19 protein-coding genes are annotated in these 24260 nt (G+C 71.6%); 10 read left to right on the top strand and 9 right to left on the bottom strand.

What is annotated here, in order from left to right; genetic code table 11:
• Window positions 1-77 precede the first annotated feature (77 nt).
• The 6 genes from ACIF6F_RS12230 to ACIF6F_RS12255 all read left to right on the top strand — a co-directional run bounded on the left by ACIF6F_RS12230 (window position 78) and on the right by ACIF6F_RS12255 (window position 7121).
• A complete protein-coding gene (locus tag ACIF6F_RS12230) occupies window positions 78-830 on the top strand; it encodes a GntR family transcriptional regulator (protein WP_399944886.1) in 753 nt (250 codons plus the stop codon).
• A 258-nt stretch (window positions 831-1088) separates the two neighbouring features.
• Window positions 1089-2774, top strand: coding sequence for a purine-cytosine permease family protein (locus ACIF6F_RS12235; protein ID WP_399944889.1), 1686 nt, complete (start codon window positions 1089-1091; stop codon window positions 2772-2774).
• A gap of 160 nt (window positions 2775-2934) precedes the next feature.
• Window positions 2935-3120 (top strand): SPOR domain-containing protein, encoded by a 186-nt coding sequence (locus tag ACIF6F_RS12240; RefSeq protein ID WP_399944892.1) that lies wholly within the window; start codon window positions 2935-2937, stop codon window positions 3118-3120.
• Window positions 3121-3160: 40 nt separating this feature from the next.
• Complete coding sequence (locus ACIF6F_RS12245) at window positions 3161-3562, top strand: (deoxy)nucleoside triphosphate pyrophosphohydrolase (RefSeq protein ID WP_399944895.1); 402 nt, start codon at window positions 3161-3163, stop codon at window positions 3560-3562.
• Between the two features lie 294 nt (window positions 3563-3856).
• The gene (locus ACIF6F_RS12250; RefSeq protein WP_399944898.1) at window positions 3857-4294 is read left to right on the top strand and encodes an ATP-binding protein; all 438 of its coding nucleotides are present in this window, start codon (window positions 3857-3859) and stop codon (window positions 4292-4294) included.
• A gap of 241 nt (window positions 4295-4535) precedes the next feature.
• On the top strand, window positions 4536-7121 hold the full coding sequence (locus ACIF6F_RS12255; RefSeq protein WP_399944901.1) for a SpoIIE family protein phosphatase: 2586 nt from the start codon (window positions 4536-4538) through the stop codon (window positions 7119-7121).
• Window positions 7122-7484: 363 nt separating this feature from the next.
• Here ACIF6F_RS12255 and ACIF6F_RS12260 read toward each other — a convergent pair whose 3' ends face one another.
• From ACIF6F_RS12260 to ACIF6F_RS12280, 5 genes are all read right to left on the bottom strand, one after another.
• Window positions 7485-8201, bottom strand: coding sequence for a PspA/IM30 family protein (locus tag ACIF6F_RS12260; RefSeq protein WP_399944903.1), 717 nt, complete (start codon window positions 8199-8201; stop codon window positions 7485-7487).
• Window positions 8202-8257: 56 nt separating this feature from the next.
• Window positions 8258-10294, bottom strand: a complete 2037-nt coding sequence (locus ACIF6F_RS12265; RefSeq protein ID WP_399945552.1) for a TPM domain-containing protein — start codon at window positions 10292-10294, stop codon at window positions 8258-8260.
• A 115-nt stretch (window positions 10295-10409) separates the two neighbouring features.
• Window positions 10410-10622, bottom strand: a complete 213-nt coding sequence (locus tag ACIF6F_RS12270) for a DUF397 domain-containing protein (protein ID WP_399944906.1) — start codon at window positions 10620-10622, stop codon at window positions 10410-10412.
• 12 nt (window positions 10623-10634) lie between these two features.
• Window positions 10635-10841 (bottom strand): DUF397 domain-containing protein, encoded by a 207-nt coding sequence (locus tag ACIF6F_RS12275; protein WP_399944907.1) that lies wholly within the window; start codon window positions 10839-10841, stop codon window positions 10635-10637.
• Between the two features lie 8 nt (window positions 10842-10849).
• A complete protein-coding gene (locus ACIF6F_RS12280; protein ID WP_399944909.1) occupies window positions 10850-11698 on the bottom strand; it encodes a helix-turn-helix domain-containing protein in 849 nt (282 codons plus the stop codon).
• A 198-nt stretch (window positions 11699-11896) separates the two neighbouring features.
• Between ACIF6F_RS12280 and ACIF6F_RS12285 the strand changes: the two genes are divergently transcribed.
• Complete coding sequence (locus tag ACIF6F_RS12285; RefSeq protein WP_399944911.1) at window positions 11897-12337, top strand: ATP-binding protein; 441 nt, start codon at window positions 11897-11899, stop codon at window positions 12335-12337.
• An 829-nt stretch (window positions 12338-13166) separates the two neighbouring features.
• Here ACIF6F_RS12285 and ACIF6F_RS12290 read toward each other — a convergent pair.
• The 4 genes from ACIF6F_RS12290 to ACIF6F_RS12305 form a co-directional block, all read right to left on the bottom strand.
• Entirely contained in the window at window positions 13167-13937 is a 771-nt protein-coding gene (locus ACIF6F_RS12290; protein WP_399944914.1) for a succinate dehydrogenase/fumarate reductase iron-sulfur subunit, read from the bottom strand.
• Window positions 13934-15835 (bottom strand): fumarate reductase/succinate dehydrogenase flavoprotein subunit, encoded by a 1902-nt coding sequence (locus ACIF6F_RS12295; protein WP_399944917.1) that lies wholly within the window; start codon window positions 15833-15835, stop codon window positions 13934-13936. The genes ACIF6F_RS12290 and ACIF6F_RS12295 overlap by 4 nt, the downstream gene beginning before the upstream one ends.
• Window position 15836: 1 nt before the next feature.
• A complete protein-coding gene (locus tag ACIF6F_RS12300) occupies window positions 15837-16658 on the bottom strand; it encodes a hypothetical protein (RefSeq protein WP_399944920.1) in 822 nt (273 codons plus the stop codon).
• A 198-nt stretch (window positions 16659-16856) separates the two neighbouring features.
• Complete coding sequence (locus tag ACIF6F_RS12305; protein ID WP_399944923.1) at window positions 16857-17084, bottom strand: hypothetical protein; 228 nt, start codon at window positions 17082-17084, stop codon at window positions 16857-16859.
• Window positions 17085-17453: 369 nt separating this feature from the next.
• Here ACIF6F_RS12305 and ACIF6F_RS12310 point away from each other — a divergent pair, with 369 nt between their 5' ends.
• From ACIF6F_RS12310 to ACIF6F_RS12320, 3 genes are all read left to right on the top strand, one after another.
• A complete protein-coding gene (locus ACIF6F_RS12310; protein ID WP_399944925.1) occupies window positions 17454-19847 on the top strand; it encodes an ABC transporter family substrate-binding protein in 2394 nt (797 codons plus the stop codon).
• Between the two features lie 363 nt (window positions 19848-20210).
• The gene (typA, locus tag ACIF6F_RS12315) at window positions 20211-22115 is read left to right on the top strand and encodes a translational GTPase TypA (protein ID WP_399944928.1); all 1905 of its coding nucleotides are present in this window, start codon (window positions 20211-20213) and stop codon (window positions 22113-22115) included.
• A gap of 404 nt (window positions 22116-22519) precedes the next feature.
• A complete protein-coding gene (locus tag ACIF6F_RS12320) occupies window positions 22520-24163 on the top strand; it encodes an ABC transporter substrate-binding protein (protein WP_399944932.1) in 1644 nt (547 codons plus the stop codon).
• Window positions 24164-24260 lie beyond the last annotated feature (97 nt).

Here is a 24260-nt window from a genome sequence, read left to right on the forward strand (position 1 = left end):
ATCCTTGGCCCTCGCTTGCGGTCAACAACCGACGGTTGCCAGGCTGTTGCTGTCTGTCAACCTGATGGGAGTGGCCCGTGACTTTCGGTGAGCAGCCGGCCTATCTGCGCGTCGCGGGGGATCTACGACGCAAGATCGTCGATGGGTCCCTGCCCCCGCACACCCGGCTGCCCTCGCAGGCCCGGATCCGCGAGGAGTACGGCGTGTCCGACACGGTCGCGCTGGAGGCGCGCAAGGTCCTCATGGCGGAGGGCCTCGTCGAGGGCCGCTCGGGCTCGGGCACGTACGTACGGGAGCGGCCGGTGCCCAGACGCGTGGCCCGCTCCGGGTACCGCACGGGGGGCACGTCCACCCCCTTCCGGCAGGAGCAGGCCGACAGCGGCGCGCGCGGCACCTGGGAGTCCAGCAGCGAGCAGACCACCGCCCCGCCCGAGATCGCCCAGCGCCTCGGCATCGAGCCGGGCGACCGCGTGATGTGCACGCGGTACGTCTTCCGCGACGCCGGCGAGGCCATGATGCTCTCCACCTCCTGGGAGCCCCTCGCCGTCACCGGCCGCACGCCCGTGATGCTGCCGGAGGAGGGGCCGCTGGGGGGCTGCGGCGTCGTGGACCGGATGGCCGCGATCGACGTGGTCGTGGACAACGTGGTGGAGGAGGTCGGCGCCCGCCCGGGGCTCGCGGAGGAGATCCTCGCGCTCGGCGGCGTCCCGGGCCACGTCGTCCTGGTCATCGGCCGGACGTACTTCGCCTCGGGTCGCGCGGTCGAGACCGCCGACGTCGTCGTCCCCGCGGACCGCTACCGCGTGGCGTACCACCTGCCGGTCAGGTAGCGGGGGCGGGGGCGGGGCCGGGGGCGCCGGCAGGGGTGCGGGGGTCCCGGAGCGCCGGGGCGCGGCGGGGCCGGCCGCAGGGAAGGCGGCCGCGGGGCCGGTCGGGGCCGCGTACGGGCCGGCCGCGGCGGGAGCGTACGGTAGCCGGACGCGGTGTCCGGGGGTGTTAACCCGGAGTTGACGTGGCGTCAGGCCGCGTAACCGGCGGGCAACGGCGCCGTGCGGCGGCCCGTCACGCACCCGCCCTACGGTCCCCGCATGACGGACACGGCCACCCACACCCACCGGCCGCAGGGCCCCCGCCGCAACTACGCCCGGCTCGCCGCCGACGAGAGCCGCGAGGACTACTCGCTGCGCTACGCCCCCCACTCGTTCCGCCGCTGGTCCCCCGGCGCGGTCGCCGGCACCGCGCTCGGCGGCATCGCGTACCTCGCCGACTTCGCGATCGGCGCCTCGATCGTCTTCGCCTACGGGTTCACCAGCGGGATCGCGGCCATCCTGGCCGCCGCGGTGGTCATCTTCCTCACCGGGATCCCCATCGCCCGCGCCTGCGCCCGCCACGGCCTCGACATGGACCTGGTCACCCGGGGCGCCGGCTTCGGCTACTTCGGGTCGACCCTGACCTCCCTCATCTACGCGTCCTTCACCTTCATCTTCTTCGCGCTCGAAGGCTCGATCATGGCCCAGGCGCTGCACCAGGCCACCGGACTGCCGGTCGAACTCGGCTACCTCGTCACCACGCTCGTCGTCATCCCGTTCGTCTTCCGCGGCATGGGCGCCCTGGCCCGCCTCCAGGCCTGGACCCAGCCGGTGTGGATCCTCGGGCTGGTCCTCCCCTTCGTGGTGCTCGCCTTCGAGGCCCCCGGCTCCTGGACGGAGTTCACCCACTTCGGCGGCACCGCGGGCGCCGGCTCCGGCTTCTCCTGGATCGGCTTCGGCTTCGGCACCGGCATCGCCCTCTCGCTCATCGCCCAGATCGGCGAACAGGCCGACTACCTGCGCTTCATGCCGGCCAGGACCGAGCAGAACGCCCGCACCCGGCGGCTCGCCGTCCTGGCCGCCGGCCCCGGCTGGGTCGTCATCGGCGCGGCCAAGCAGATCGGCGGCGCCTTCCTCGCCTTCGTCGCCCTCGAAGCCGTCGGCAAGACCCACGCCCTGGAGCCCATCGCCCCCCAGATCGAGGCGCTGCGCCCCTGGCTCGGCTCGTTCGCCCTGCCCGCCGCGGCCGTGTTCGTGATCGTCTCCCAGATCAAGATCAACGTCACCAACGCCTACAGCGGCTCGCTGTCCTGGTCGAACTTCTTCTCCCGGATCACCCACCGCCACCCGGGCCGGGTCTGGTACATCTTCCTGAACCTCGCCATCGCGCTCACGCTGATGGAACTCGACATGTTCGCCGTGCTCGGCAAGCTGCTGGGCTTCTACTCCAACGTCGGCATCGCCTGGATCGCCGCGGTCGCAGCCGACCTCGTCATCAACAAGCGGCTGGGCCTCAGCCCGCCGTACATCGAGTTCAAGCGGGCCTACCTGTACGCGGTGAATCCGGCCGGATTCGGCGCGATGGCCATCGCCTCCGTGCTGTCCATCCTCGCGTTCTTCGGACTCTTCGGCCGGTACGCCGAGGCCTTCTCCACCTTCATCGCCGCCGGGGTCGCGCTGCTGCTCTGCCCCCTGATCGCCTGGGCCACGAAGGGGAAGTACTACCTCGCGCGCCCGAATCCGGTGAACGGCCCGGACGCCGACGTGCCCGACGTCACCGCCACCCTGGAGTGCACCGTCTGCGAGACGGCGTACGAGCTCCCCGACATCGCCGACTGCCCCGTGCAGTCGGGCGCCATCTGCTCGCTCTGCTGCTCGCTCGACGCCACCTGCGGCGACGTGTGCCGCAAGGGGAGCGAAGGGGGTGCGGTGGTGCTCCCGATGCCGTCCGTGCGCCGGATCTGACACCGCGCACGCGGCTCAGTCGTACGCATGGCCGGATGCGTACGCCTGTGAGGTATCTCTTCGTGAAAACACGTATCCGCTCCGTAAAGGTCGGGCGTAAGCTCAGGCATATGCATCATGCGGTTTCCTGGGCATGCCCGTCGGCGGAGGGTGGAGCGCGATGAACGACAGCGGTGCCGAGCTCCCGTGGCTGGTGATACGGCAGGACGACAACGGCAACCGCTACCGGGTGGGCCGCTACGCCACCCGGGCCGAGGCCCAGAAGGTCGCCGACAGCCTCGACGACCGCGGCCACAAGCAGCTGTACTGGGTCGAGCGGACCGGCCAGACGGTCACGCAGAACTGACGCACGGTACGACCCCCGACAGATCCCATAGGCTCCGCCCATGACGGTACGCGTGGTCGTGGGCGGAGCCCTTTGTCATGACGGGCGCCTGCTGGCCGCACGGCGCAGCGCCCCTCCCGAGCTGGCCGGACGCTGGGAGCTGCCGGGCGGCAAGGCCGAACCCGGCGAGACCGGGCGCGAGGCGCTGGTCCGCGAGCTGCGCGAGGAGCTCGGCGTCGAGGCCGAGCCGCTGGAGCGCCTCCCGGGGGAGTGGCCCCTGAAGCCCGGACTGGTCCTGCACGTGTGGACCGCCCGCCTCGTCTCCGGTGAGCCGCAGCCGCTGGAGGACCACGACGAGCTGCGCTGGCTCGGCCCCGACGACCTTGACGCCGTCGACTGGCTCGACCAGGACCGCCCCGCCGTCGCGGAGGCCGGCCGCCGCCTGCGGGCCGGCCGGCTCTGACGCCCGGCGCGCCCGCCCTCTCCCTCCGGCGCGCCTCTCTCTCCTCCGGCGCCCCGCCCCCTCCTCCGGCATCCCGCCGTTCCCTCTGGTCACACCCGGCGCACGGTCGGGCGCGCGGGGTCGTCGCGGTGCGCCGGGCAGGGCGCATGGGGCCGGGGTACGTACGCCGTTCGTGCCACAGTGCGCCGGTGGGTGGGCCCCCGGGCGGTACGACGCCCCGGATATCGGGTATGTCGCTATTAATCCCTATCTCGCCCTCTGAAAACCGGACTGGGGCCCCACGGGGCCCGGGAAGTGATCGGCGTGATCGAGACCGAAGGCGACCGTGCCGACCGCGCCGAATGGGCCTTTCCCGCCGAGCCCGGCGCGGTCCGCACCGCCCGTCACGCCGTCCGCGGCGCGCTGCGGACGTGGGGTCTCGACTCCGTCGGCGACGTGACCGTCCTGCTGGTCAGCGAGCTGGTGACCAATTCCCTGCGGTACGCGTCCGGGCCGATCGGCGTCCGGCTGGTACGGCGAGATCCGGCCACCGACGCCTCCGTACCGCGGCCCGCGCTGCTCGTGGAGGTCTCCGATCCGCTTCCGGATCCGCCCCGCGAGCGGCTCGCCACACCGGACGACGAAGGGGGGCGGGGGCTGCACCTGGTGGCGGTCTCCGCGCAGCGCTGGGGCACCCGGCACGGAAAGACGGGGAAAACCGTGTGGTTCGAGTTGGCGCTGCCCGGTGAGTAAAGAGGTGAAGGGACTCCGAAGATCACCGCGAGCGGATCGGAGCAGCCACCGTGCCGACGGGGCCGCGGGGGCGACCGAGACCGTGCTGTGATCGAGAACGCCGTACCGGTGATGGCCGTGGTGCTGAATACTTCGTCCATGACCGGTCCGGTTGCGGTGAGCTGGAGGGGACGGTCGCGTGAGCGAAATACCTGCGCAGGCACGAGAGACCCAAGTGCCAGGTGAACTGTGGCGCGAAAGCATGTGGCACAGCAGTCCGCCCGGCTCGATCTATGACCACATACGGGTCGCCTCGTTCTCGATCGGGCCCGACGGGCTGGTCGACCAGTGGAGCCTGCGCGCCGAGGAACTCTTCGGGCTGAGGGCCGCCGACGCGGTGGGCCGCGACCCGGTAGAGGCCTTCATGCCCGCCGAACTGCGGGCCGGCGGTCACCGCAAGATCGCCGAGATCCTCGACGGCAAGGAGTGGACGGGCCTCGTCCCCTTCCGGATCCCGGGAGGCGACGGCGAGCACGGGGTGGCCGAGATCTACGTCATGCCCACCGAGACGGCGGACGGCGACCGGGCCGCGCTCTGCGTCGTGGTCGACGTACAGGCGCTGCGGCGCATCGAGTCCGACCTTGCCGCCTCTCAGGCGATATTCGGCCAATCTCCTTTCGGGTTCCTCCTCTTCGGCACGGATCTGACCGTCCAGCGGGCGAACCGCCGGTTCGCGACCGTCTTCGGCGGCGCCGTGGAGGACCACCGCGGCCGCACCGTCCACGACTACCTCTCGCGCCGCGAGGCCGACCGCATGACCGCCGCGCTGAAGCGGGTGCTGGAGACCGGCGAGGCGGTCACCGACCTGCGCATCGTCGGCGCCGCCCCCGGCAGCCGCGAACAGCGCCACTGGTCCATCAACCTCTACCGCGTCCACGGCGGCTCCGGCCGCCCCATCGGCGTCGCAGGCCTGGGCACCGACGTCACCCGCCGCCACCTCGCCGCCCGCGAGGCCGCCGGCGTACGCCGCAACCTCGCCCTGCTCAACGAGGCCGGCTCCCGCATCGGCAACTCCCTCGACCTGGAGACCACCGCCCGCGAACTGCTCGACGTCACCGTCCCCGGCTTCTGCGACCTCGCCGCCGTCGACCTCTACCAGGGGCTGCTCCAAGGCGACGACGACGGACCCGGCCGCGTGCACGCACCCGGCCCCGGCCACGGTCCCGGCACACAGCGCCCGTACTCCGCCGCCACCGGCACCGCCGGCGGACGGCTCCCCTCCGCACCCCTGCGCCGCGTCGCCTTCGCCAGCGCCGTCTCCGACGCCCCGCTGACCGGCAGCGCCGCGCCCGTCGGCGAAGGGGCCGAGCCCGCCGGACCGGTCGCCGTCGGCGAGATCCACCGCTACCCCGCGGCCTCGCCCGGCGCCCTCGCCCTGCGCACCGCCCGGCCCCGCCTGATCCTGGGCTCCGGCCCCGACGACCTGGTGCAGTCCACCCTCGTCGTGCCGATGGTCGCGCACGACACGGTGGTGGGACTGGCCCAGTTCTCCCGTACCAAGGGCAGCGAGCCCTTCGGCGAGCGGGACCGCGCCGTGGCCGTCGAACTGGCCGCCCGCGCCGCCGTGTCCATCGACAACGCCCGCCTCTACCGCCGCGAGCACGAGCGGGCCCTGATCCTCCAGCGCAGCCTGCTGCCCCCCGGCGACCCGGAGGCCGCCGGACTGGACATCGCCTGCCGCTACCTCCCGGGCAACACCGCCACCGAGGTCGGCGGCGACTGGTTCGACGTCATCGAGCTGCCCGGGCACCGCACGGCGCTCGTCGTCGGCGACGTGATGGGCCGCGGACTGCGGGCGGCCGTCGCCATGGGCGAACTGCGCACCGCCGTACGCACCCTCGCCCTGCTGGACCTGGAACCCGCCGAAGTGCTGTCCGCGCTCGACGAGGTCGCCCGCGGCCTCGGCGCACCGGGCGGCGCACAGGCCTCACGCTCCCGGGACGCCGACCTCTCCGAGGTGTACCTCGCCACCTGCGTGTACGCCGTCTACGACCCCGTCACCCGGCGCTGCACCATCGCCAACGCCGGCCACATGCCGCCCGTGCTCGTGGAGAGCGGCGAGGCCGGGGCGCTGCTGCTGGAGGTGCCGCCCGGCATGCCGCTGGGCGTGGGCGGCGAGCCGTTCGAGGAGGTCGAGGTGGAGCTTCCGGAGGGCGCGCTGCTGGCCCTCTACACCGACGGGCTGGTCGAGTCCCGCGACCACACCCTCGACGAGGGACTGCGGGGTCTGCGCGAGGCGCTGACCGACCCCTCCCTGCCCCTGGAGGACGTCTGCGACCACGTGCTGAACAGCCTGGAGACCCGGCACGGCGAGGACGACATCGCCCTGCTGATGGCGCGGGTCCAGGGGCTGCCCGGCGACGCGGTCGGCGACTGGCGGCTGCCGCGGGAGGCCGTCTCGGTCGGCCGCGCCCGGGAGTTCGCGCGGGCGCAGCTGGCGGCGTGGGGGCTCGAAGGCCTCGCGGACACCACGGAACTGCTGGTCAGCGAGCTGGTCACCAATGCCCTGCGGTACGGAGAGGGCGAGATCCGGCTACGGCTGCTGCTGGACCGGACGCTGGTGTGCGAGGTCTGGGACGGTGCCCTGGCGCAGCCGCGGCGGCGGCGGGCCCGCGACACCGACGAGGGGGGCCGCGGGTTGCAGCTGGTGGGGCTGCTCAGCACGTCCTGGGGCAGCCGGCGGACCCCGCGGGGCAAGACGGTGTGGTTCGACCTGGCCCTCCCGGGCGCCGAGGCCGCGGCCGCGGGTGAACTCTCGGCGGAGCAACTGCTGGAGCTGTACGGGTAGCCGTGCGGCGCGGGCCCGGTGCGGGTCCCGTGCCAGGTGCAGGTCCGTGCGGGGTGCGGGTGCGTTGCCCTGCGGGGCTTCTCCCCGCCCCGCCCTTCCTCCGTTCCTCCCCCGGCTACCGCTGGGAGGTGCCCCCAGGGCTCTGCCCGGACCCGCGTCTCAATCGCCGGAGGGGCTGACTTCCAGCCTCGCCGGCGTTTGAGGCGTGGGGGTCCCCCCGGACGGAGTCTGGGGGAGGGTCCGGGGCGGAGCCCCGGTTCGGGAAGGGGCGGGGTGGGGAAAGGCCTCCGCGCAGCGGCAACGGCCCGCACCACGACGGCGCCGCCTCCGGCAACGACCGGCACCGGCACGGGACCGGCACGGTCAGGCGGCCCGGCCCTTCAGGGCCGCGAGGCGGGCTTCGATCTCCGACTGGCGCCCCAGGTCGTCCAGGGACTCGAACTGGGCGTCCAGAGAGGAGGCGGCCAGCTCCTCCTTGCCCATCGCCCGCGCCTCCTCCCGCCGCACCTTGTCCTCGAACCGGCTGATCTCGCTCGTCGGATCCAGCACGTCGATGCTCTTCACCGCGTCCAGCATCGTGTTCTGCGCCTGCGCCGTCTTCGCCCGCGCCACCAGCTCGTCCCGCTTCGCCTGGAGCTCCGTCAGCTTCTCCTTCATCGAGTCCAGCCCGGACTTCAGCTTGTCCACGACCTCGGTCTGCGCCGCGATCGTCGGCTCCGCCGTCTCCGCCTCCTTCTCCGACTGGAGCTGCCGGCCCAGCGCCACCTTCGCCAGGTTGTCGAAGCGGTCCGCGTCCGCCGTCGACCCCGCCGCCCGCAGCTCGTCCGCCTTCCGGCTCGCGGCCAGCGCCTTCTCGCCCCACTCGGCGGCCGCGTCCACGTCCTCCCGGTGGTCCTGCTCCATCAGCCGCAGGTTGCCGATGGTCGTCGCGACCGCCTGCTCCGCCTCCGAGATGTTGTTGCCGTAGTCCCGGATCAGCTGGTCCAGCATCTTCTGCGGGTCCTCCGCCTGGTCCAGCAGCGCGTTGATGTTCGCCTTCGCCAGCTGGGTGACGCGGCCGAGGATGGTCTGCTTGGTCATGGTGTATCGCTTTCCTCCTAGGAGTGCGCAAAGTGCGCAGTGGTCGTACGCGTACGTCAGAAACGGCCGCCGCCGCCCATGCGCCCCCGCGTCCCCCCGCCCCCGAACGAACCTGGGCCGGGCCCGGAGCCGCCGCCGAAACCGCCCCGGCCTCCGCCGAAGCCCCCGGAACCGCCGCGCAGGATCTCGCCGAGGATGATCCCGCCCAGTACGGCGCCCCCGCGGCCGCCCGCGCCGCCACCGCCGTACGGCGCCTGGAAGCCCCGTACGTCCCGCTCGGCCAGCTCCTGCGCCTCCCGGGCCAGCGCGTCCGCCCGCTGCGCCTCCGCCAGCGCGCCTGACGCGTCCTGGCCGGCCAGTGCCCCCGCCCGCGCCAGGTGCCGCTGCGCCTCCGCCAGCCGGGTACGGGCCTGGCTGCCGACGGCGCCCCGCGTCGTCGTGACGTAGTCCGAGGCCGCCCCGATCGCGCTCCGCGCGGTCAGCAGCGCCTGGTCCAGCAGGGCCCGGGCGCGCTGGTTGGCGGTCTCCCCCTCGCGCGCCCCGGCCAGGGCCTCGTCCAGGGCCGCGTCCGCCTCCTCCACCCGGCGCAGCGCGTCGATCGGGTCGTACCGCCCGCCCGCCACCTCCTGCCGTACGTCGGCCAGCACAGCCTCGGCCCGGCCGATCCGGCCCCGCAGGTCCGCGGTCGACACCCCCTCGGAGGTGCCGGTCAGCAGCCCGCGCGCGTCCGCGAGGTCCGTCTCGGTCTCGGTCAACGCGCTGTCGAGCTTCCCGGCCGCCTCGGCCAGCTCCTGCGCGCGCCGCTCCACCGCGTCGACGAGCGTGGCGGCCTGGTCCACGGCGCCCTCGGCGGCCCGCACCTGCACCGCCGCCCGCGCGTTGTCGCCGGCGTCCACGGCCTGCCGGGCCAGGCCCAGGCTGGTGGTGGCGAACAGCAGCCGGTCCTTCGCCTGTTCCGGGTTGCTCCCGACGGGCGCCGAGGCGGAGTCGGCGTACCGGCCGCGCAGCGCGGTCAGGGTGGCCTCCGCGATGCCGGTCCGGCCGGTGAGGTCGCGGAACTGCGCCTCGACCGTCTCCAGGGCCGCCGGTGCGTTCTTCTCCAGTGCGCGCAGCCGGTCGAAGTCGGCCGACTCCGCGTCCAGCCGCCGGTTCGCCTCGGTGCAGCGGGCGATGATCTCGTCGAGCATCCGCCGTCGGGTGGCGTCGTCCTCGGGATAGGCGTCATCGAGCTGCTGGCGCAGCCGGAAGGCGGCGGTCAGCTCGTCCTCGGCGTGCGCGAGGGCCTCCGTGAACGGCTTCGCCGCCTCGTCGCCGAACTGCGCCGACGCGAAACCGAGTTCCTCGGTGCTGGTGCGGACCGCGTCGTCCGTCTCCACGAGCAGCGCCCTGGCCCGGGCGTCGAGCTCCTCCGTCGGCCGACCCGGGGCGGAGCCGCCCCAGGTGGCGGTCGTACCGGAGGCGCCGCCGGCCTTCTTGCGCCGACTGCGCGTGTACGCGTACACGCCGAGCGCGCTCGCCGCCCCCACCGCGACCACGGGCAGTACGTAGTCCCCCGCGCCGCTCTCACCGCCCGACCCGGCCCCGGGGTCGGGGTCGCCCGGGGTGATCGAGGGGGCGGGCACGGGCCTGCCGTCGAGCACCGCCCCGTACCCGTCGGCCGCACCGATCGCGGCGCCGGCCCAGTCGTTCTGCCGCAGCGCGGGCTCGACGGCGTCCCGGGCCACCGCGGCGAGCTGCGCCTCGGTGAACCCGGAGTCGAGATCGGCCGAATAGGCGTACTGGCGCGCGCCGGTGGCGACGGCGAGGAGCAGGTCGTTCTGGCCGAGCCCGTTGCGCTCCGCGGTGGCGTCGGCCCAGCTCTGGGGGGACCGCCCGGAGAAGTCGTCCACGTACGCCACGAAGAGCTGCACGCGGTGCCCGGCATAGAGCCGCTCCAGCGCCGCGACGACCTCCCCCCGCCGCTCCCCGAGGGCCCCGCCCCGATCGGTCACCTGCCCCTGCCGGTCGAGGGAGATCGGATCGTCGGCCCGCGCGCCGGCGGCGTGCACCACGAGCAGCACGCCGAAGGCCAGCAGAACGGCGGCGAGCGCCATGGCGGCGCGCAGGGCTATCCGATCGCTGGCACGTCTCTTCGGCGGCGTCACATTTGGGAGGGTATGAGCGCCAGCGTCCCCTCGCGACCGGAGCCGGCCCGGGCGCCGGGTGCGTCTAGTACCGGGCCGGATCCGCCACCGGCTCCCCGCTGCCGTCCGTCGTCACGGCCTGTACGAACGCCGCCCAGGCGTCGACACCGGCGGTGACCACGGGTCCGCCGCCGTCCGCGCGCCCGGATATGCGGGCGCCGGTGGCGTCTTGGGCGACGTAGACGCAGGCCTCGCCCTCACTGCAGTGGGACGACTTCCGCCAGGAGTGCTCGGGCATGACGGGACTCCTTCACGGCTTCTGGGCGACCTGTGATCGCAGGTCGGCGGCCCTCACGGCCTGTACGAATGCTGCCCAGGCGTCGGCACCGGCGGTCACCACAGGTCCTCCGCCGTCCGGGCGCTGGGCGATGCGTATGGCGGTGGTGTCCTGGGCTGCGTAGACGCATGATTCGCCCTCGCCGCAGTAGGTCGACTTCTGCCAGTGGTCATGAAGCATGCGATTCCTCAAAGCGTCTTGGTAATGGACTGGAGCAGGTCCCGCGATCTCGGCTCGTCCAAGGCGAGGGCTTCCAGTCGATCCAGGACTCGCCGGTACTTCGCCAGCTGCGCCTCCGCGTCGAGCAGCACCACGCCGTGCGACTGGTCGAGCTGAACGGTGTCCAGCTGCGGGACGGGGCCGTGCACGTAGTAGACGGGCTGGCCTGCGCCTGGGTATCCACCGGCGGTGAAGGGGATGGCACGAATGCTGATGTGCTGAGCCTCGCTCATCGCCAGGAGATGGGTCAGCTGCGCCTTGGCCACCTCTGGACCGCCGAACCGCATGCGAAGCGCGGCTTCGTGGATGACTGCCGTGTACGGCGGTGGTGCATCCCCGAACAGCACCTCCTGACGCTTGATGCGGAAGGAAAGGCGGTGCTCGATCTGTGATGGTGTCAGTTCGGGTACGACCTGGCGGAACACCTCCCGAGCGTGTTCCACCGTCTGAAGGAGCCCGGGAATCCCGGACGTGTGAGATGTGCGTAGGCGCGTGCCGTGGTACTCCAGTTCGGCGAGGTCGAGCAGACCTGCGGCGAGGACTTCCCGGTACTCCTCCCACCAGCCGTTCCTGCGCTCCCCCGTCATGCCGGAGAGTGCTTCGATCAGCTCTGTATCCGTGCATTCGTACCGGCGCGCCAGGTCGCGTACCCGCTCTGCGCTCACGCCGTAGCGGCCGGCTTCGATATTGCTCATGCGGGCCTGGTTGCCGCCGATGAAGGCGGCTGCCTGGGTGGCCGTCAGTCCGGCGCGTTCGCGTAGTCGACGCAGCTCGCTGCCGAGCCGTTGGCGCCTGGCCGTTGGCGTTGTCGAGGGCATCAGAACTCCTGCGCGAAGGCCGTCACCCACATGAATGGAGTGGGGCTGCCATCCCAGCCATCCATGGAATGCATTCCATGGATGGCTCTAACGTGAGCACCAGGCCTTCCACCCGGAAGCACCCCGCTCGATGGAGCGACCTGGTCACCGGGCACCACACGCATCGACACCAACACCCCTCCGTGATCGGAGACTTCCATGAGTGTCACCGTAGCCCCGTCGTGGGCCTACACCCTCCAACTTCCGCAGGATCCCCGCGCTCCGGGCCTCGCCCGGCGGATGCTCCGCTGGGTCCTCCAGGTGCACGCGATGACCGCCGTGCAGCCGACCGCCGAGCTGCTGACCTGCGAGCTGGTCACCAACGCCTACCTGCACTCCGACACCCCGTACACCCTCCGCCTGCGCGCCCTCACCCCCGACCGCCTCCGCGTGGCGGTCTGGGACAGCAACCCGCACATCCCTCCACCCTTCACGCCCGGCGGCACGGCCGACACCCCCGCGACGACCGCCGAGTGTGGCCGAGGGTTGTTCCTCGTGCAGTCCTACGCGGACAACTGGGGCGCGTACCCGCTGGGCAGCGGCGGGCTGTACGGAGAACCGGGCGGGAAGTTGCTGTGGGCGGAATGCGGGTCGGCTTGACCAGCCGTCCGCGTCCGCTTCCACCGCACGGCCGCGCCCCGTCTTCACCCCGTGTGAGCCGGTTGACGCGTGAGGGAGAAGCGCGTAGCGATCGTGGGCGGCTTATGAAGGGGCACGGGCGGCCCGGAGGCCGCCGAGACCGGCTAGGGCCTACGGACGCTGACGCGTCCGCCCCTTGGGGCGGGGCCGGACCCCGACGCCGGGACACGCCCCTGGTACCGGAGTGCCTGCGTTGTCCCCCTGGGCGTCCTTCCTGGGGGTGTCCGCCGAGGTCTTTGCCTTCCGGGGCGGGGTGGCCTGTCAAGGGTGGAACGAAGTGGAATCGCCGCAGGCGACGCGACGAAGGAGCGCCCTTGACAGGCCACCCCGGCCCGGAAGGAAAGGCCCTCGGCGGACAGCCCCAGGAAAACGACCCGGGGGGACATCCACCACCAACCACCCTCAGGGCCGGGACCCGGCGTCGGGGAAGGGGCATCCCCGGTTCCGCGGCACGTCCCCCGGTCACCGGAGCTGCCCCGGGCCCCCGCCCCACGGGGCGGACGCGGCAGCGTCCGTAGGCCCCCCGCCCGGCTCGGCGGCCTTCGGGCCGGCTGTGCACCTTCATAAGCCGCCCACGATCGCTACGTGCTTCGGCCGTCGCGCGACTCACGGCCCGCCGTGGCCGGACACGAGCCGCCACAGATCGCTACGCGCTTCGGCCGTCGCGCGGCGGGCGGGTTCGTCTGACCTGTTGAAACGCATCATTTTTGAGCATTGGGGGGTGTCGTGCGGTGTGAGGGACGAAGCCGGTGGCCCGGAGCCGTCACGGCCCCGGGCCACCCGGCCGGAGTCAGTCCGCCCGGCGGCGGATCTTGTTGCCCAGCCAGATCAGCGGGTCGTACTTGCGGTCCACCGCTCGTTCCTTGAGGGGGATCAGGGCGTTGTCGGTGATTTTGATGCCCTCGGGGCACACCTCCGTGCAGCACTTCGTGATGTTGCAGTAGCCCAGGCCGTGTTCCTCCTGGGCGGTGCGCTTGCGGTCCAGGCCCTGCTCCGCGGCCGCGTCCAGCGGGTGCATGTCCAGTTCGGCCACCCGCATCAGGAAGCGGGGGCCGGCGAAGGCGGTCTTGTTCTCCTCGTGGTCACGCACCACGTGGCAGGTGTCCTGGCACAGGAAGCACTCGATGCACTTGCGGAACTCCTGGGAGCGGTCCACGTCCACCTGTTGCATCCGGTACTCGCCGGCCTTCAGGTTCTCGGGCGGGACGAAGGCCGGGACTTCGCGGGCCTTGGCGTAGTTGAAGGAGACGTCCGTGACCAGGTCGCGGACGACCGGGAAGGCGCGGAGGGGGGTGACGGTGATGGTCTCGTCGCGGGTGAAGGTCGACATGCGGGTCATGCACATGAGACGGGGGCGGCCGTTGACCTCCGCGCTGCACGAGCCGCACTTGCCCGCCTTGCAGTTCCAGCGGACGGCCAGGTCCGCCGCCTGGGTGGCCTGGAGCCGGTGGATGATGTCCAGCACCACCTCGCCGTCGTGCACCTCGACCGTGAAGTCCCGCAGGCCGCCGCCCTCCGCGTCGCCCCGCCAGACCCGGAAGCGCGCGTCGTACGTGCTCATGAGAAAAGCTCCTCTTCGGCCAGGTACTTGACCAGCTCTTCCTTCTCGAAGAGGGCGAGGAGGTCGGGGCGGATGGGGTCCGTGCGGGTGCGGATCAGTTCGATGTGGTCGGCGGCCGGGTCCGTGGGGGTGGGTGACGTCGGTTTGCAGAGGAGGTTCACCGGGCGCCAGGAGCGTTCCATGGACGGGTAGTCCTCGCGGGTGTGGCCGCCGCGGCTCTCGGTGCGCTCCAGGGCGGCCCGGGCCACGCACTCGCTGACCAGCAGCATGTTGCGGAGGTCGAGGGCGAGGTGCCAGCCCGGGTTGAACTGGCGGTGCCCCTCGACGCCGGCGCGACGGGCCCGTACCCGCAGGGCGGCCAGCCGTTCCAGGGCCTGGGCCATCTCGCCCTCCCGGCGGATGATGCCGACCAGGTCGTTCATCGTCTGCTGGAGTTCCTGGTGGAGGGTGTACGGGTTCTCCGCGCCCTCCTCCGCGTGGAACGGGGCGAGGGCTTCCGTCGCGGCCGCATCGATCTGGTCCTGGGAGACGGCGGGGCGGGCGGGGAGTCCGGACGCGTACTCCGCGGCGTGCAGGCCGGCCCGGCGGCCGAAGACCAGGAGGTCGGAGAGGGAGTTGCCGCCGAGGCGGTTGGAGCCGTGCATGCCGCCCGCGACCTCGCCCGCGGCGAAGAGCCCGGGTACGCCGACCGTGGCGGCGGTGTCCGAGTCGACGGCGATGCCGCCCATCACGTAGTGGCAGGTCGGGCCGACCTCCATCGGCTCGGCCGTGATGTCGACGTCCGCCAGTTCCTTGAACTGGTGGTACATGGAGGGGAGCCGGCGTTTGATCTTCTCGGCCGGCATGCGGGTCGAGACGTCCAGGTAGACGCCGCCGTGCGGGGAGCCGCGGCCCGCCTTGACCTCGGAGTTGATGGCGCGGGCCACCTCGTCGCGGGGGAGCAGTTCGGGCGGGCGCCGGTTGTTGTCCGGGTCCTCGTACCAGCGGTCGCCCTCCTCCTCCGTCTCCGCGTACTTCTCCTTGAAGACGTCGGGGACGTAGTCGAACATGAAGCGCCTGCCCTCGCTGTTGCGCAGGACGCCGCCGTCGCCGCGGACGGATTCCGTGACGAGGATGCCCTTGACCGAGGGGGGCCAGACCATGCCCGTCGGGTGGAACTGGACGAACTCCATGTTCAGGAGGGGCGCGCCGGCGAGCAGGGCCAGGGCGTGGCCGTCGCCGGTGTACTCCCAGGAGTTCGAGGTGGTCTTGAAGGACTTGCCGATGCCGCCGGTGGCCAGCACGACCGCGGGGGCCTCCAGGACCGAGAAGCGGCCGGACTCGCGTTCGTAGCAGAAGACTCCGGAGACCTTGTCTCCGTCCTTGACGACGCGGGTGACCGTGTACTCCTGGAAGACCTTGAGGCCCGACTCGTAGTCCCCGGTCTCCTCGTGGTCCTCCTGCTGGAGGGAGACGATCTTCTGCTGGAGGGTGCGGATCAGTTCCAGGCCCGTACGGTCGCCGACGTGCGCGAGGCGGGGGTACTCGTGGCCGCCGAAGTTGCGCTGGGAGATCTTCCCGTCGGGCGTGCGGTCGAAGAGCGCGCCCCAGGTCTCCAGCTCCCAGACGCGGTCCGGGGCCTCCTTGGCGTGCAGCTCGGCCATCCGCCACTGGTTGAGGAACTTGCCGCCGCGCATCGTGTCGCGGAAGTGCACCTGCCAGTTGTCGTGCTCGTTGACGTTGGCCATGGAGGCGGCGATGCCGCCCTCGGCCATCACGGTGTGGGCCTTGCCGAACAGGGACTTGCAGATCACCGCGGTACGGGCGCCCCGCTCCCGCGCCTCGATCGCGGCCCGCAGCCCGGCGCCTCCCGCGCCGACCACGACCACGTCCCACTGCTGCCGGTCGACTTGAGCCATGTCAGAAGATCCTCGGGTCGGTGAAGGCGCCGGTGGCGAGCAGGTACACGTACAGGTCGCAGAGCGCCACGCTGATCAGTGAGGCCCAGGCGAGGAGCATGTGGCGGGCGTTGAGCCTGCCCACCCAGCCCCACAGGCGGTAGCGGACCGGGTGTCTGGAGAAGTGCTTGAGGCGGCCGCCGATGATGTGCCGGCAGGAGTGGCACGACAGGGTGTAGGCCCAGATCAGCACGGTGTTGACGAGGAAGACGAGCGTGCCCAGGCCCATGTGGCCCCACTCGTAGTTCTCGTCGCGGAAGGTCAGCAGCGCGTCGTACGTCAGGATGGCGGCGACCGGCAGCGCCGCGTAGAAGAAGTAGCGGTGCAGGTTCTGCAGGACGAGCGGGAAGCGGGTCTCGCCCGTGTACTTCGCGTGCGGTTCGGCGACGGCGCAGGCGGGCGGTGAGGCCCAGAAGCCGCGGTAGTACGCCTTGCGGTAGTAGTAGCAGGTCAGCCGGAAGCCGAGCGGGAAGACCAGGATCAGCAGCGCGGGGGACAGGCCCCACCAGCTGCCGAACAGGGCCCAGTTGGGGCCGCCCTGCATCGGGACGCAGTTCTCCGCGAGGCAGGGCGAGTAGAACGGCGAGACGTAGGGCGCGGCGTAGTAGTCGGCGTTGGCGAAGGCCCGCCAGGTCGAGTAGACGATGAAGGCGAGCAGCCCCGCCGCGGTGGCGGCGGGGGCCAGCCACCAGCGGTCGGTGCGCAGGTGCCGGGCGGGGATCTCGGCCCGGGAGGCGTCGTGCACGCCGGTCAGCCGGGCGGGTGGTTCTGTTCCTGTGGCCAAGAGGGACTCCGGGTGGAGTGGACGAGGGGTGTGAGGCCTGGGGCGGCCCTGCGGCCGGGGGCCGGCCGGGCGAGCCGGTGCCGGAGGAGGCGGACCGGAACGCGGCGGTGCGGGACCCCGGTGATGCGGGGGAGCGGCAAAGCCCGACCGCGGCCCCGCCGGGGCGGCGGGGCCGTGGTCAGGGCGGAGGCTACGCCGCTACGGCGCGCGACGGTCGCGGGCGCCGAGGCCCTCGTCGTCCGTGTCCGTCCACATCGCGCTGTCGTACGGGGTGTCCGGGATGGTGACCATCCCCTGGCCCGGGGGCGTCGGGGACGAGGAGCCGGCCGGGGACTGGCGCGCGGCCTTCTGCTCCAGCTGCTCGACCTTGCGGGTCAGCTCGTCCAGGTTGCGCCGTACGGCATTCAAATCGTCCTGCAGGGACATGACTTGCCCTCACTTCCGCAGGTTGCGGTGGCAACGCTCATGTGCGCCTGCGAGTGTCGCGCCTCCCGTCCCCGGTTGTGAAGGGATGTGCCGGGATTGCGGGCGCGCAGGCGCGATCTGTGCGCCCCTCCTCTCCCCATTCTCATCCCTCGCAGGAGGGAACGCCCGGCGTTCCTCCGCTACCGCCGGGGGTGGGGGGCGGCAAGCCCCGTTGGGCCGAGCGGGTGGGGTTGGCGGCGTGGCGCGGCGCGGGTGAGGGGGGAGCGGCGCGTGGTCGATTTCAGTGGTTTCGTCACCGGTGTGATCAGCTCCTTATACCGCCATACCGCCATACGTGATCGAGAACGGCCGCCCCCGGAGGTACCACCCATGTCCCAGAGAAGGCGCAGATCGTTGGCGCTCCTGACCTCGGGCGTGCTCGCGCTGCCCCTCCTGGCGGGGTGCGGTTCGCCCGATGACGAGGGCGGCCGGGCCGCCGGTCAGGACATCGGCGCCGCCGCCCGGCCGATGGTGGCCGACGGGGGCGTGATGCGCTGGGCCGTCGACGCGCTGCCCGACACGCTCAACACCTTCCAGGCCGACGCGGACGCCACCACCACCCGGATCGCGGGTGCGGTGCTGCCGGCGCTGTTCACCCTGAACGCGCAGGGCCGGCCGGTGGCCAATCCGGACTACCTGGAGAAGGCCGAGGTCGTCGAGCGCGAGCCGAAGCAGGTCGTCCTCTACAAGCTCAACCAGCAGGCGGTGTGGAGCGACGGCCGCGAGATCGGGGCCCCCGACTTCGTCGCCCAGTGGCGCGCGCTGAACGGCCGGGACTCGGCGTACTGGACGGCCCGCAACGCCGGCTACGAGCGCATCGAGAAGATCGAGCGCGGCCGGGACGACCTGGAGGTCAAGGTCACCTTCGCCAAGCCCTACGCCGACTGGCGGTCGCTGTTCACCCCGCTCTACCCCAAGCAGGTCACCGGCACCCCCGAGGCCTTCAACGAGGGTGCGCGGGGTGCGCTCAAGGTCACCGCGGGCCCGTTCGGCCTCGGGGCGGTCGACAAGAAGAACGCCACGGTCGCCCTGTCGCGCAACCCGCGCTGGTGGGGCCAGCCGGCCAAGCTCGACACCCTGGTGCTGGCCGCGGTGCCCCGGGCCGAGCGGCCGGCCGCGCTGGCGGCCGGGAAGCTCGACATCGCCGAGGTCGACCGGGCGGGGGCCGAGCGGATCGCGCTGGCGCTGCGCGACGCGAAGCGGGGTGCGGGCGCGGCCGGGAAGCCGGCGCACGGGCCCGGCTCCGCCGTCACCCCGGCGCAGGCGCTGAGGTCATGGGCGCTCGCCCACGGCTCCGCCGAGGAGCAGGCCGAGGACGAGAAGGCCGCGCGCAAGCGGAACGCCGACGCGGTGGCCACGTACGCAGCGGAGCAGAAGGCGCTGGGCGGCTTCCGGGTGCGCAAGTCGCTGGAGCCCGCGTACACGCAGCTGGCGCTGAACGGTGCGAGCGGCCCGCTGGCCGACGAGCGGGTGCGCCGCGCCATCGCCCGGGTGCTGGACCGGCAGGCGCTGGCCGAGGCCGTGCTCAAGCCGCTGGGGCTGCCCGCCCGGCCGGTCGGCAGCCATCTGGCGCTGGCCGGGCAGCGCGCGTACGCCGACAACAGCGGCGCCCTCGGCGGCCGGGACACCCGTGCCGCCCAGGCCCTGCTCGCGGACGCCGGCTGGCGCAAGGGCGCGCCGCTCGGGGACGCCGCGGCGGGCGCCCGGGCGGGCGGCGAGGCGCGGCCGGCCGGGGACGACTCCAAGACGGCCCGGCCCGCCGGTGACGCCACGGGCAACGACGGGCTGTACGTCGTGGGCCAGGAGGGCGAGAAGAACCCGGGCCGCCTGCCGGTCGCGGAACGGGGCCGGTACCCGGGGGACGGCGTGTATGCCGCGGACGCGGACGGCGAGGTCGTCGACGCGGACACCGCGTCCGCGCGGCGCGGCGGCGCCGCCCTGCTGGCCCCGGCCCCGCTGGCCGCCCTCCAGGAGGCCTCGCTGGTCGACCAGGCCGAGGCGCCGGCCGCGGGCGCGCGTGACGACGGCAAGAAGCGCGCCGACGAGGACGCGGAGGCGGCCGATGCGAAGGAGGGTGACGGGCGGGAGCCGGCGGCGGGCGTCCCGGCCAAGGGCACGCCGGCCCCGGCCCGCCAGGTGCGCACCTCGGGGACCCTGCTGGCCAAGGACGGCAAGACGCTCAGCCTCCGGTTCGTACTGCCCTCCGGACCGGGTTCCGAGGCGCTGCGCACGGTCGGCGACCGGATCGCGCAGATGCTGCGGGGCATCGGGATCAGCACCGAGCTGACCAAGGTGCCGGACGAGAGCTTCTTCAAGGACCACATCGCCTCGGGCGAGTACGACCTCGCCCTCTACTCGTGGCCCGCGACCGCCTACCCGGCCACCGACGCACGGCCGATCTTCGCCAAGCCGGAGCCGGCGGCGGACGGCTCGCTGCTGGTCGAGCAGAACTACACCCGGGTCGGCACCGACCACATCGACCAGCTGTTCGACCAGGCACTCGGTGAGCTGAACGAGGACGAGTCCCGGGAGCTGATGAAGAAGGCGGACGCCCGCATCTGGGCCGCCGCCGGGTCCATCCCCCTCTACCAGCGTCCCGAGCTGGTGGCGGTCAAGCCGGGCGTGAGCAACGCCGGCGCCTTCGGTCTCGGCACCCCCCGCTACCAGGACATCGGCTGGAAGAAGGCGGGAGCCGGCGGCCCCGGGGGCGCCGGGAAGAACTGAGGAAGAAGATCTGCAGAACCTGTGAAGGCATCCGGGCGCAAGCTCAGATGTGGCTCAAGTGCCTTGCCCGCCGGACCCGCCGGCGGGCAAGGTCGGTCGCACCCGTTGACCCGCCCCGGACCTCCCGGGACTCCCTCCGGGGCCGCACCCTCCCCACCTCAGGGCCGGCCCCGCGCGCACCGCAGCACCGCAGCAGCACCGCCCCCGAAAGCTCAGCCCTCCGGCCTCTTGACAGGCCCCCGGCATGCGCTCCCCGCCACGCGACGTACCATGGGGTAAGGCCGTGGCAGGTTTTCCGCCCGGCGGGCTCGCGTACCGGACCGTACGCGACGCCATCCACGATCCCGGGAGAAGCGCCGCAGTATGCCCACGCGCCACGACATCCGTAACGTAGCCATCGTCGCCCACGTCGACCACGGCAAGACGACCATCGTCGACGCCATGCTCAAGCAGGCTGGCGCCTTCGCCGCCCACCAGCAGCTCGACGACCGCATGATGGACTCGAACGACCTGGAGCGTGAGAAGGGCATCACGATCCTCGCCAAGAACACGGCGGTGAAGTATCACCCCAAGGACGGCGGGGCCCCGATCACGATCAACATCATCGACACCCCCGGCCACGCCGACTTCGGTGGCGAGGTCGAGCGCGGCCTGTCGATGGTCGACGCCGTCGTCCTGCTGGTGGACGCCTCCGAGGGCCCGCTGCCGCAGACCCGCTTCGTGCTGCGCAAGGCGCTGCAGGCCCGGATGCCCGTCATCCTCTGCATCAACAAGACGGACCGCCCGGACTCCCGGATCGACGAGGTCGTCAACGAGACCTACGACCTGTTCCTGGACCTGGACGCCGACGAGGACCAGATCGAGTTCCCGATCGTCTACGCCTGCGGCCGCGACGGCATCGCCTCGCTGACCAAGCCGGAGGACGGCACGGTCCCGGCGGACTCCACCAACCTGGAGCCCTTCTTCTCCACCATCCTGGAGCACGTCCCGGCCCCGACGTACGAGGAGGACGCGCCGCTCCAGGCCCACGTCACCAACCTCGACGCCGACAACTTCCTCGGCCGCATCGCGCTGCTCCGCGTCGAGCAGGGCGAGCTGCGCAAGGGCCAGACGGTCGCGTGGATCAAGCGTGACGGTTCGATCTCGAACGTCCGCATCACCGAGCTGATGATGACCGAGGCGCTCACCCGCAAGCCGGCCGAGGTCGCCGGCCCCGGTGACATCTGCGCTGTCGCGGGCATCCCCGAGATCATGATCGGTGAGACGCTGGCCGACCCGGAGAACCCGGTCGCCCTCCCGCTGATCACGGTCGACGAGCCCGCGATCTCCATGGTCATCGGCACCAACACCTCTCCGCTGGTCGGCCGCGGCGGCACCGGCAAGGGCGCGGACGCCAAGTCCGCGGTCAAGGACCGCAAGGTCACCGCCCGCCAGGTCAAGGACCGTCTGGACCGCGAGCTGATCGGCAACGTCTCGCTCCGCGTCCTGGACACCGAGCGTCCGGACGCCTGGGAGGTTCAGGGCCGCGGTGAGCTGGCGCTGGCCATCCTGGTCGAGCAGATGCGCCGCGAGGGCTTCGAGCTGACCATCGGCAAGCCGCAGGTCGTCACCAAGGACGTCGACGGCAAGGTCCACGAGCCGGTCGAGCGCATGACCATCGACGTGCCCGAGGAGCACATGGGCGCCGTCACCCAGCTCATGGGCGTCCGCAAGGGCCGCATGGACAACATGTCGAACCACGGTTCCGGCTGGGTCCGCATGGAGTTCGTCGTCCCGTCCCGCGGCCTCATCGGCTTCCGTACGGAGTTCCTGACGCAGACCCGCGGCACCGGCATCGCGCACTCGATCCACGAGGGCCACGAGCCGTGGTTCGGCCCGCTGCAGACCCGCAACAACGGCTCGCTGGTCGCCGACCGCGCCGGTGCGGTCACCGCCTTCGCGATGACCAACCTGCAGGAGCGCGGCGTGCTGTTCACCGACCCCGGCACCGAGGTGTACGAGGGCATGATCGTCGGCGAGAACTCCCGCTCCGACGACATGGACGTGAACATCACCAAGGAGAAGAAGCTCACCAACATGCGCTCCTCCTCCGCCGACTCCTTCGAGGCGATCGTCCCGCCGCGCAAGCTCTCCCTGGAGCAGTCCCTGGAGTTCTGCCGCGACGACGAGTGCGTCGAGGTGACCCCGGAGGCCGTGCGCATCCGCAAGGTCGTCCTGGACCAGAAGGAGCGCTCGCGTACCGCTTCGCGCGCCAAGGCCGCCAAGTAGTCTGAGTCACAGCAGCCGTAACAGCCCGGCCCCCCACGCACTGCGTGGGGGGCCGGGCTGTTCGCGTTTGTCAAACGGATTGTTGCACTCCAGTGTCCGGATTCCGGTCGTCACACTCCGGAACGTGCGCTGACCGTCCGTTTCGGGCGTGTCTGTCTGCGCTCCCTTTGTCCGTATTTCGGTTTTTGAGCACTGTTGATGTTGTGAAACCGAGACCCTTTAAGTGTGGTTAACAGCCAGGGCGTCCTTAAGGATGGCTCCATTGAGCTCGGGTCAATGGGTCACGCGCTGTGGGGAGCGCCGACTCACGAGCACACTCGGGGCACTGTCTCGTAGCCGTCAGGGGTGTCGGCTGCGTATCCGTGTCCCTCATGTAGATCAGTGGACTCATGAGGAGGAAACCCATGCGCGGTGCCAAGAGCGCCAAGCTGGTAGCGGGCGCGATTGTCGTCGCCCTGGCTGCGACCGCCTGCGGCGGTGGCAAGGACGGCGGTTCGAACGACGCCGGCAAGGGTGCCGTCGACGCCAACGGCATCTTCTCGATCGAGGTCGGCGAGCCGGAGAAGCTCCTGCAGCCGGCCGACACGATGGAGTCCAACGGCTCGATCGTTCTCTCGGGCCTGTTCTCGCAGCTCGTCGACTACGACGCCGACGGCAAGCTCACGATGGTCAACGCCGAGTCCGTCGAGTCCAAGGACTCCAAGACCTGGACCGTCAAGCTGAAGCCGGGCTGGACCTTCCACGACGGCACCAAGGTGACCGCCGAGTCCTACGTCAAGGCGTGGAACTGGGCCGCGAACATCAACAACAACCAGGGCAACGCCTCCTGGTTCTCCGACATCAAGGGCTTCGAGAAGCTCCACCCGGAGAAGGAGGGCGCCAAGCCCACCGCCGACAAGCTGGACGGTCTGAAGGTCGTCGACGAGAACACCTTCACCATCGAGCTCGTCTCCGCGATCCCGTACTTCGCGTACAAGCTCGGCTACGAGGTCTTCTCCCCGCTGCCGGAGTCGTTCTACGCGAACCCGAAGGCCGCCGGCGAGAAGCCGATCGGCAACGGCCCCTACAAGTTCGACTCGTGGGAGCACAAGAAGCAGATCAAGATCGTCCGCTACGACGGCTACAAGGGCGACAACAAGGCGAAGAACGGTGGTGTGATCTTCAAGAACTACACCACCCTCGAGACCGCCTACGAGGACCTGAAGTCGGGCAACGTCGACGTCCTGCGTCAGATCGCCCCGAAGGACCTGCCGGTCTACCGTCAGGACCTCGGCGACCGCGCCGTGGACCAGGCGTACTCCGCCATCCAGACCCTCGCGATCGCGTTCTACGCCCCGCAGTGGAAGACCAAGCCGGTCAACCCGAAGGTCATCCAGGGCCTGTCGAAGGCGATCGACCGCGACACGATCACCAAGACCGTCCTCAACGGCACCCGTGAGCCGGCCACCGGCTGGGTCGCCAAGGGCGTCATGGGCTTCCAGGACAACGGTGGCTCCGACGTCACCAAGTTCGACCCGGCCGCGGCCAAGGCCCTCATCGCCGAGGGTGGCGGCGTTCCCGGCAACGCCATCTCCATCCAGTTCAACTCCGACGGTGGCCACAAGGAGTGGGTGGAGGCCGTCTGCGGCTCCATCACCAAGGCGACCGGCGTGAAGTGCGTCGGCGACGCGAAGCCCGACTTCCAGGCCGACCTCCAGGCCCGCAAGTCGAAGCAGGTCAAGTCGATCTACCGCTCCGGCTGGGTCCTCGACTACCCGGTGAACGCCAACTTCATCCGCGACCTGTTCAAGACGGGCGCGGCGGGCAACCAGGGTGACTTCACCAACAAGGAGCTCGACGCCAAGATCGACAAGGCCGACACGGCCGCGTCGCTGGAGGAGTCGGTGAAGGCGTACCAGGCCATCGAGAAGGAACTGGTCAACTACATGCCTTCCATCCCGCTCTGGTACTACAAGGTCAACGCGGGCTACTCGGAGAACGTCTCCGGCGTCCAGTACGCCCAGGACGGCGACCCGATCCTCGAGACCGTCCAGGTCAAGAAGAAGTAGTCACTGACGTAGTCCGCAGTACGGCTGTGGGCTGACGGGGAGTCAGTCCACAGCCGGCCTTTACGCAGTGTCCGGGGGGCCCTTCCGTATGTGCACG

Source organism: Streptomyces sp. NPDC086023, from assembly GCF_044540325.1.
Taxonomy (GTDB): Bacteria; Actinomycetota; Actinomycetes; order Streptomycetales; family Streptomycetaceae; genus Streptomyces.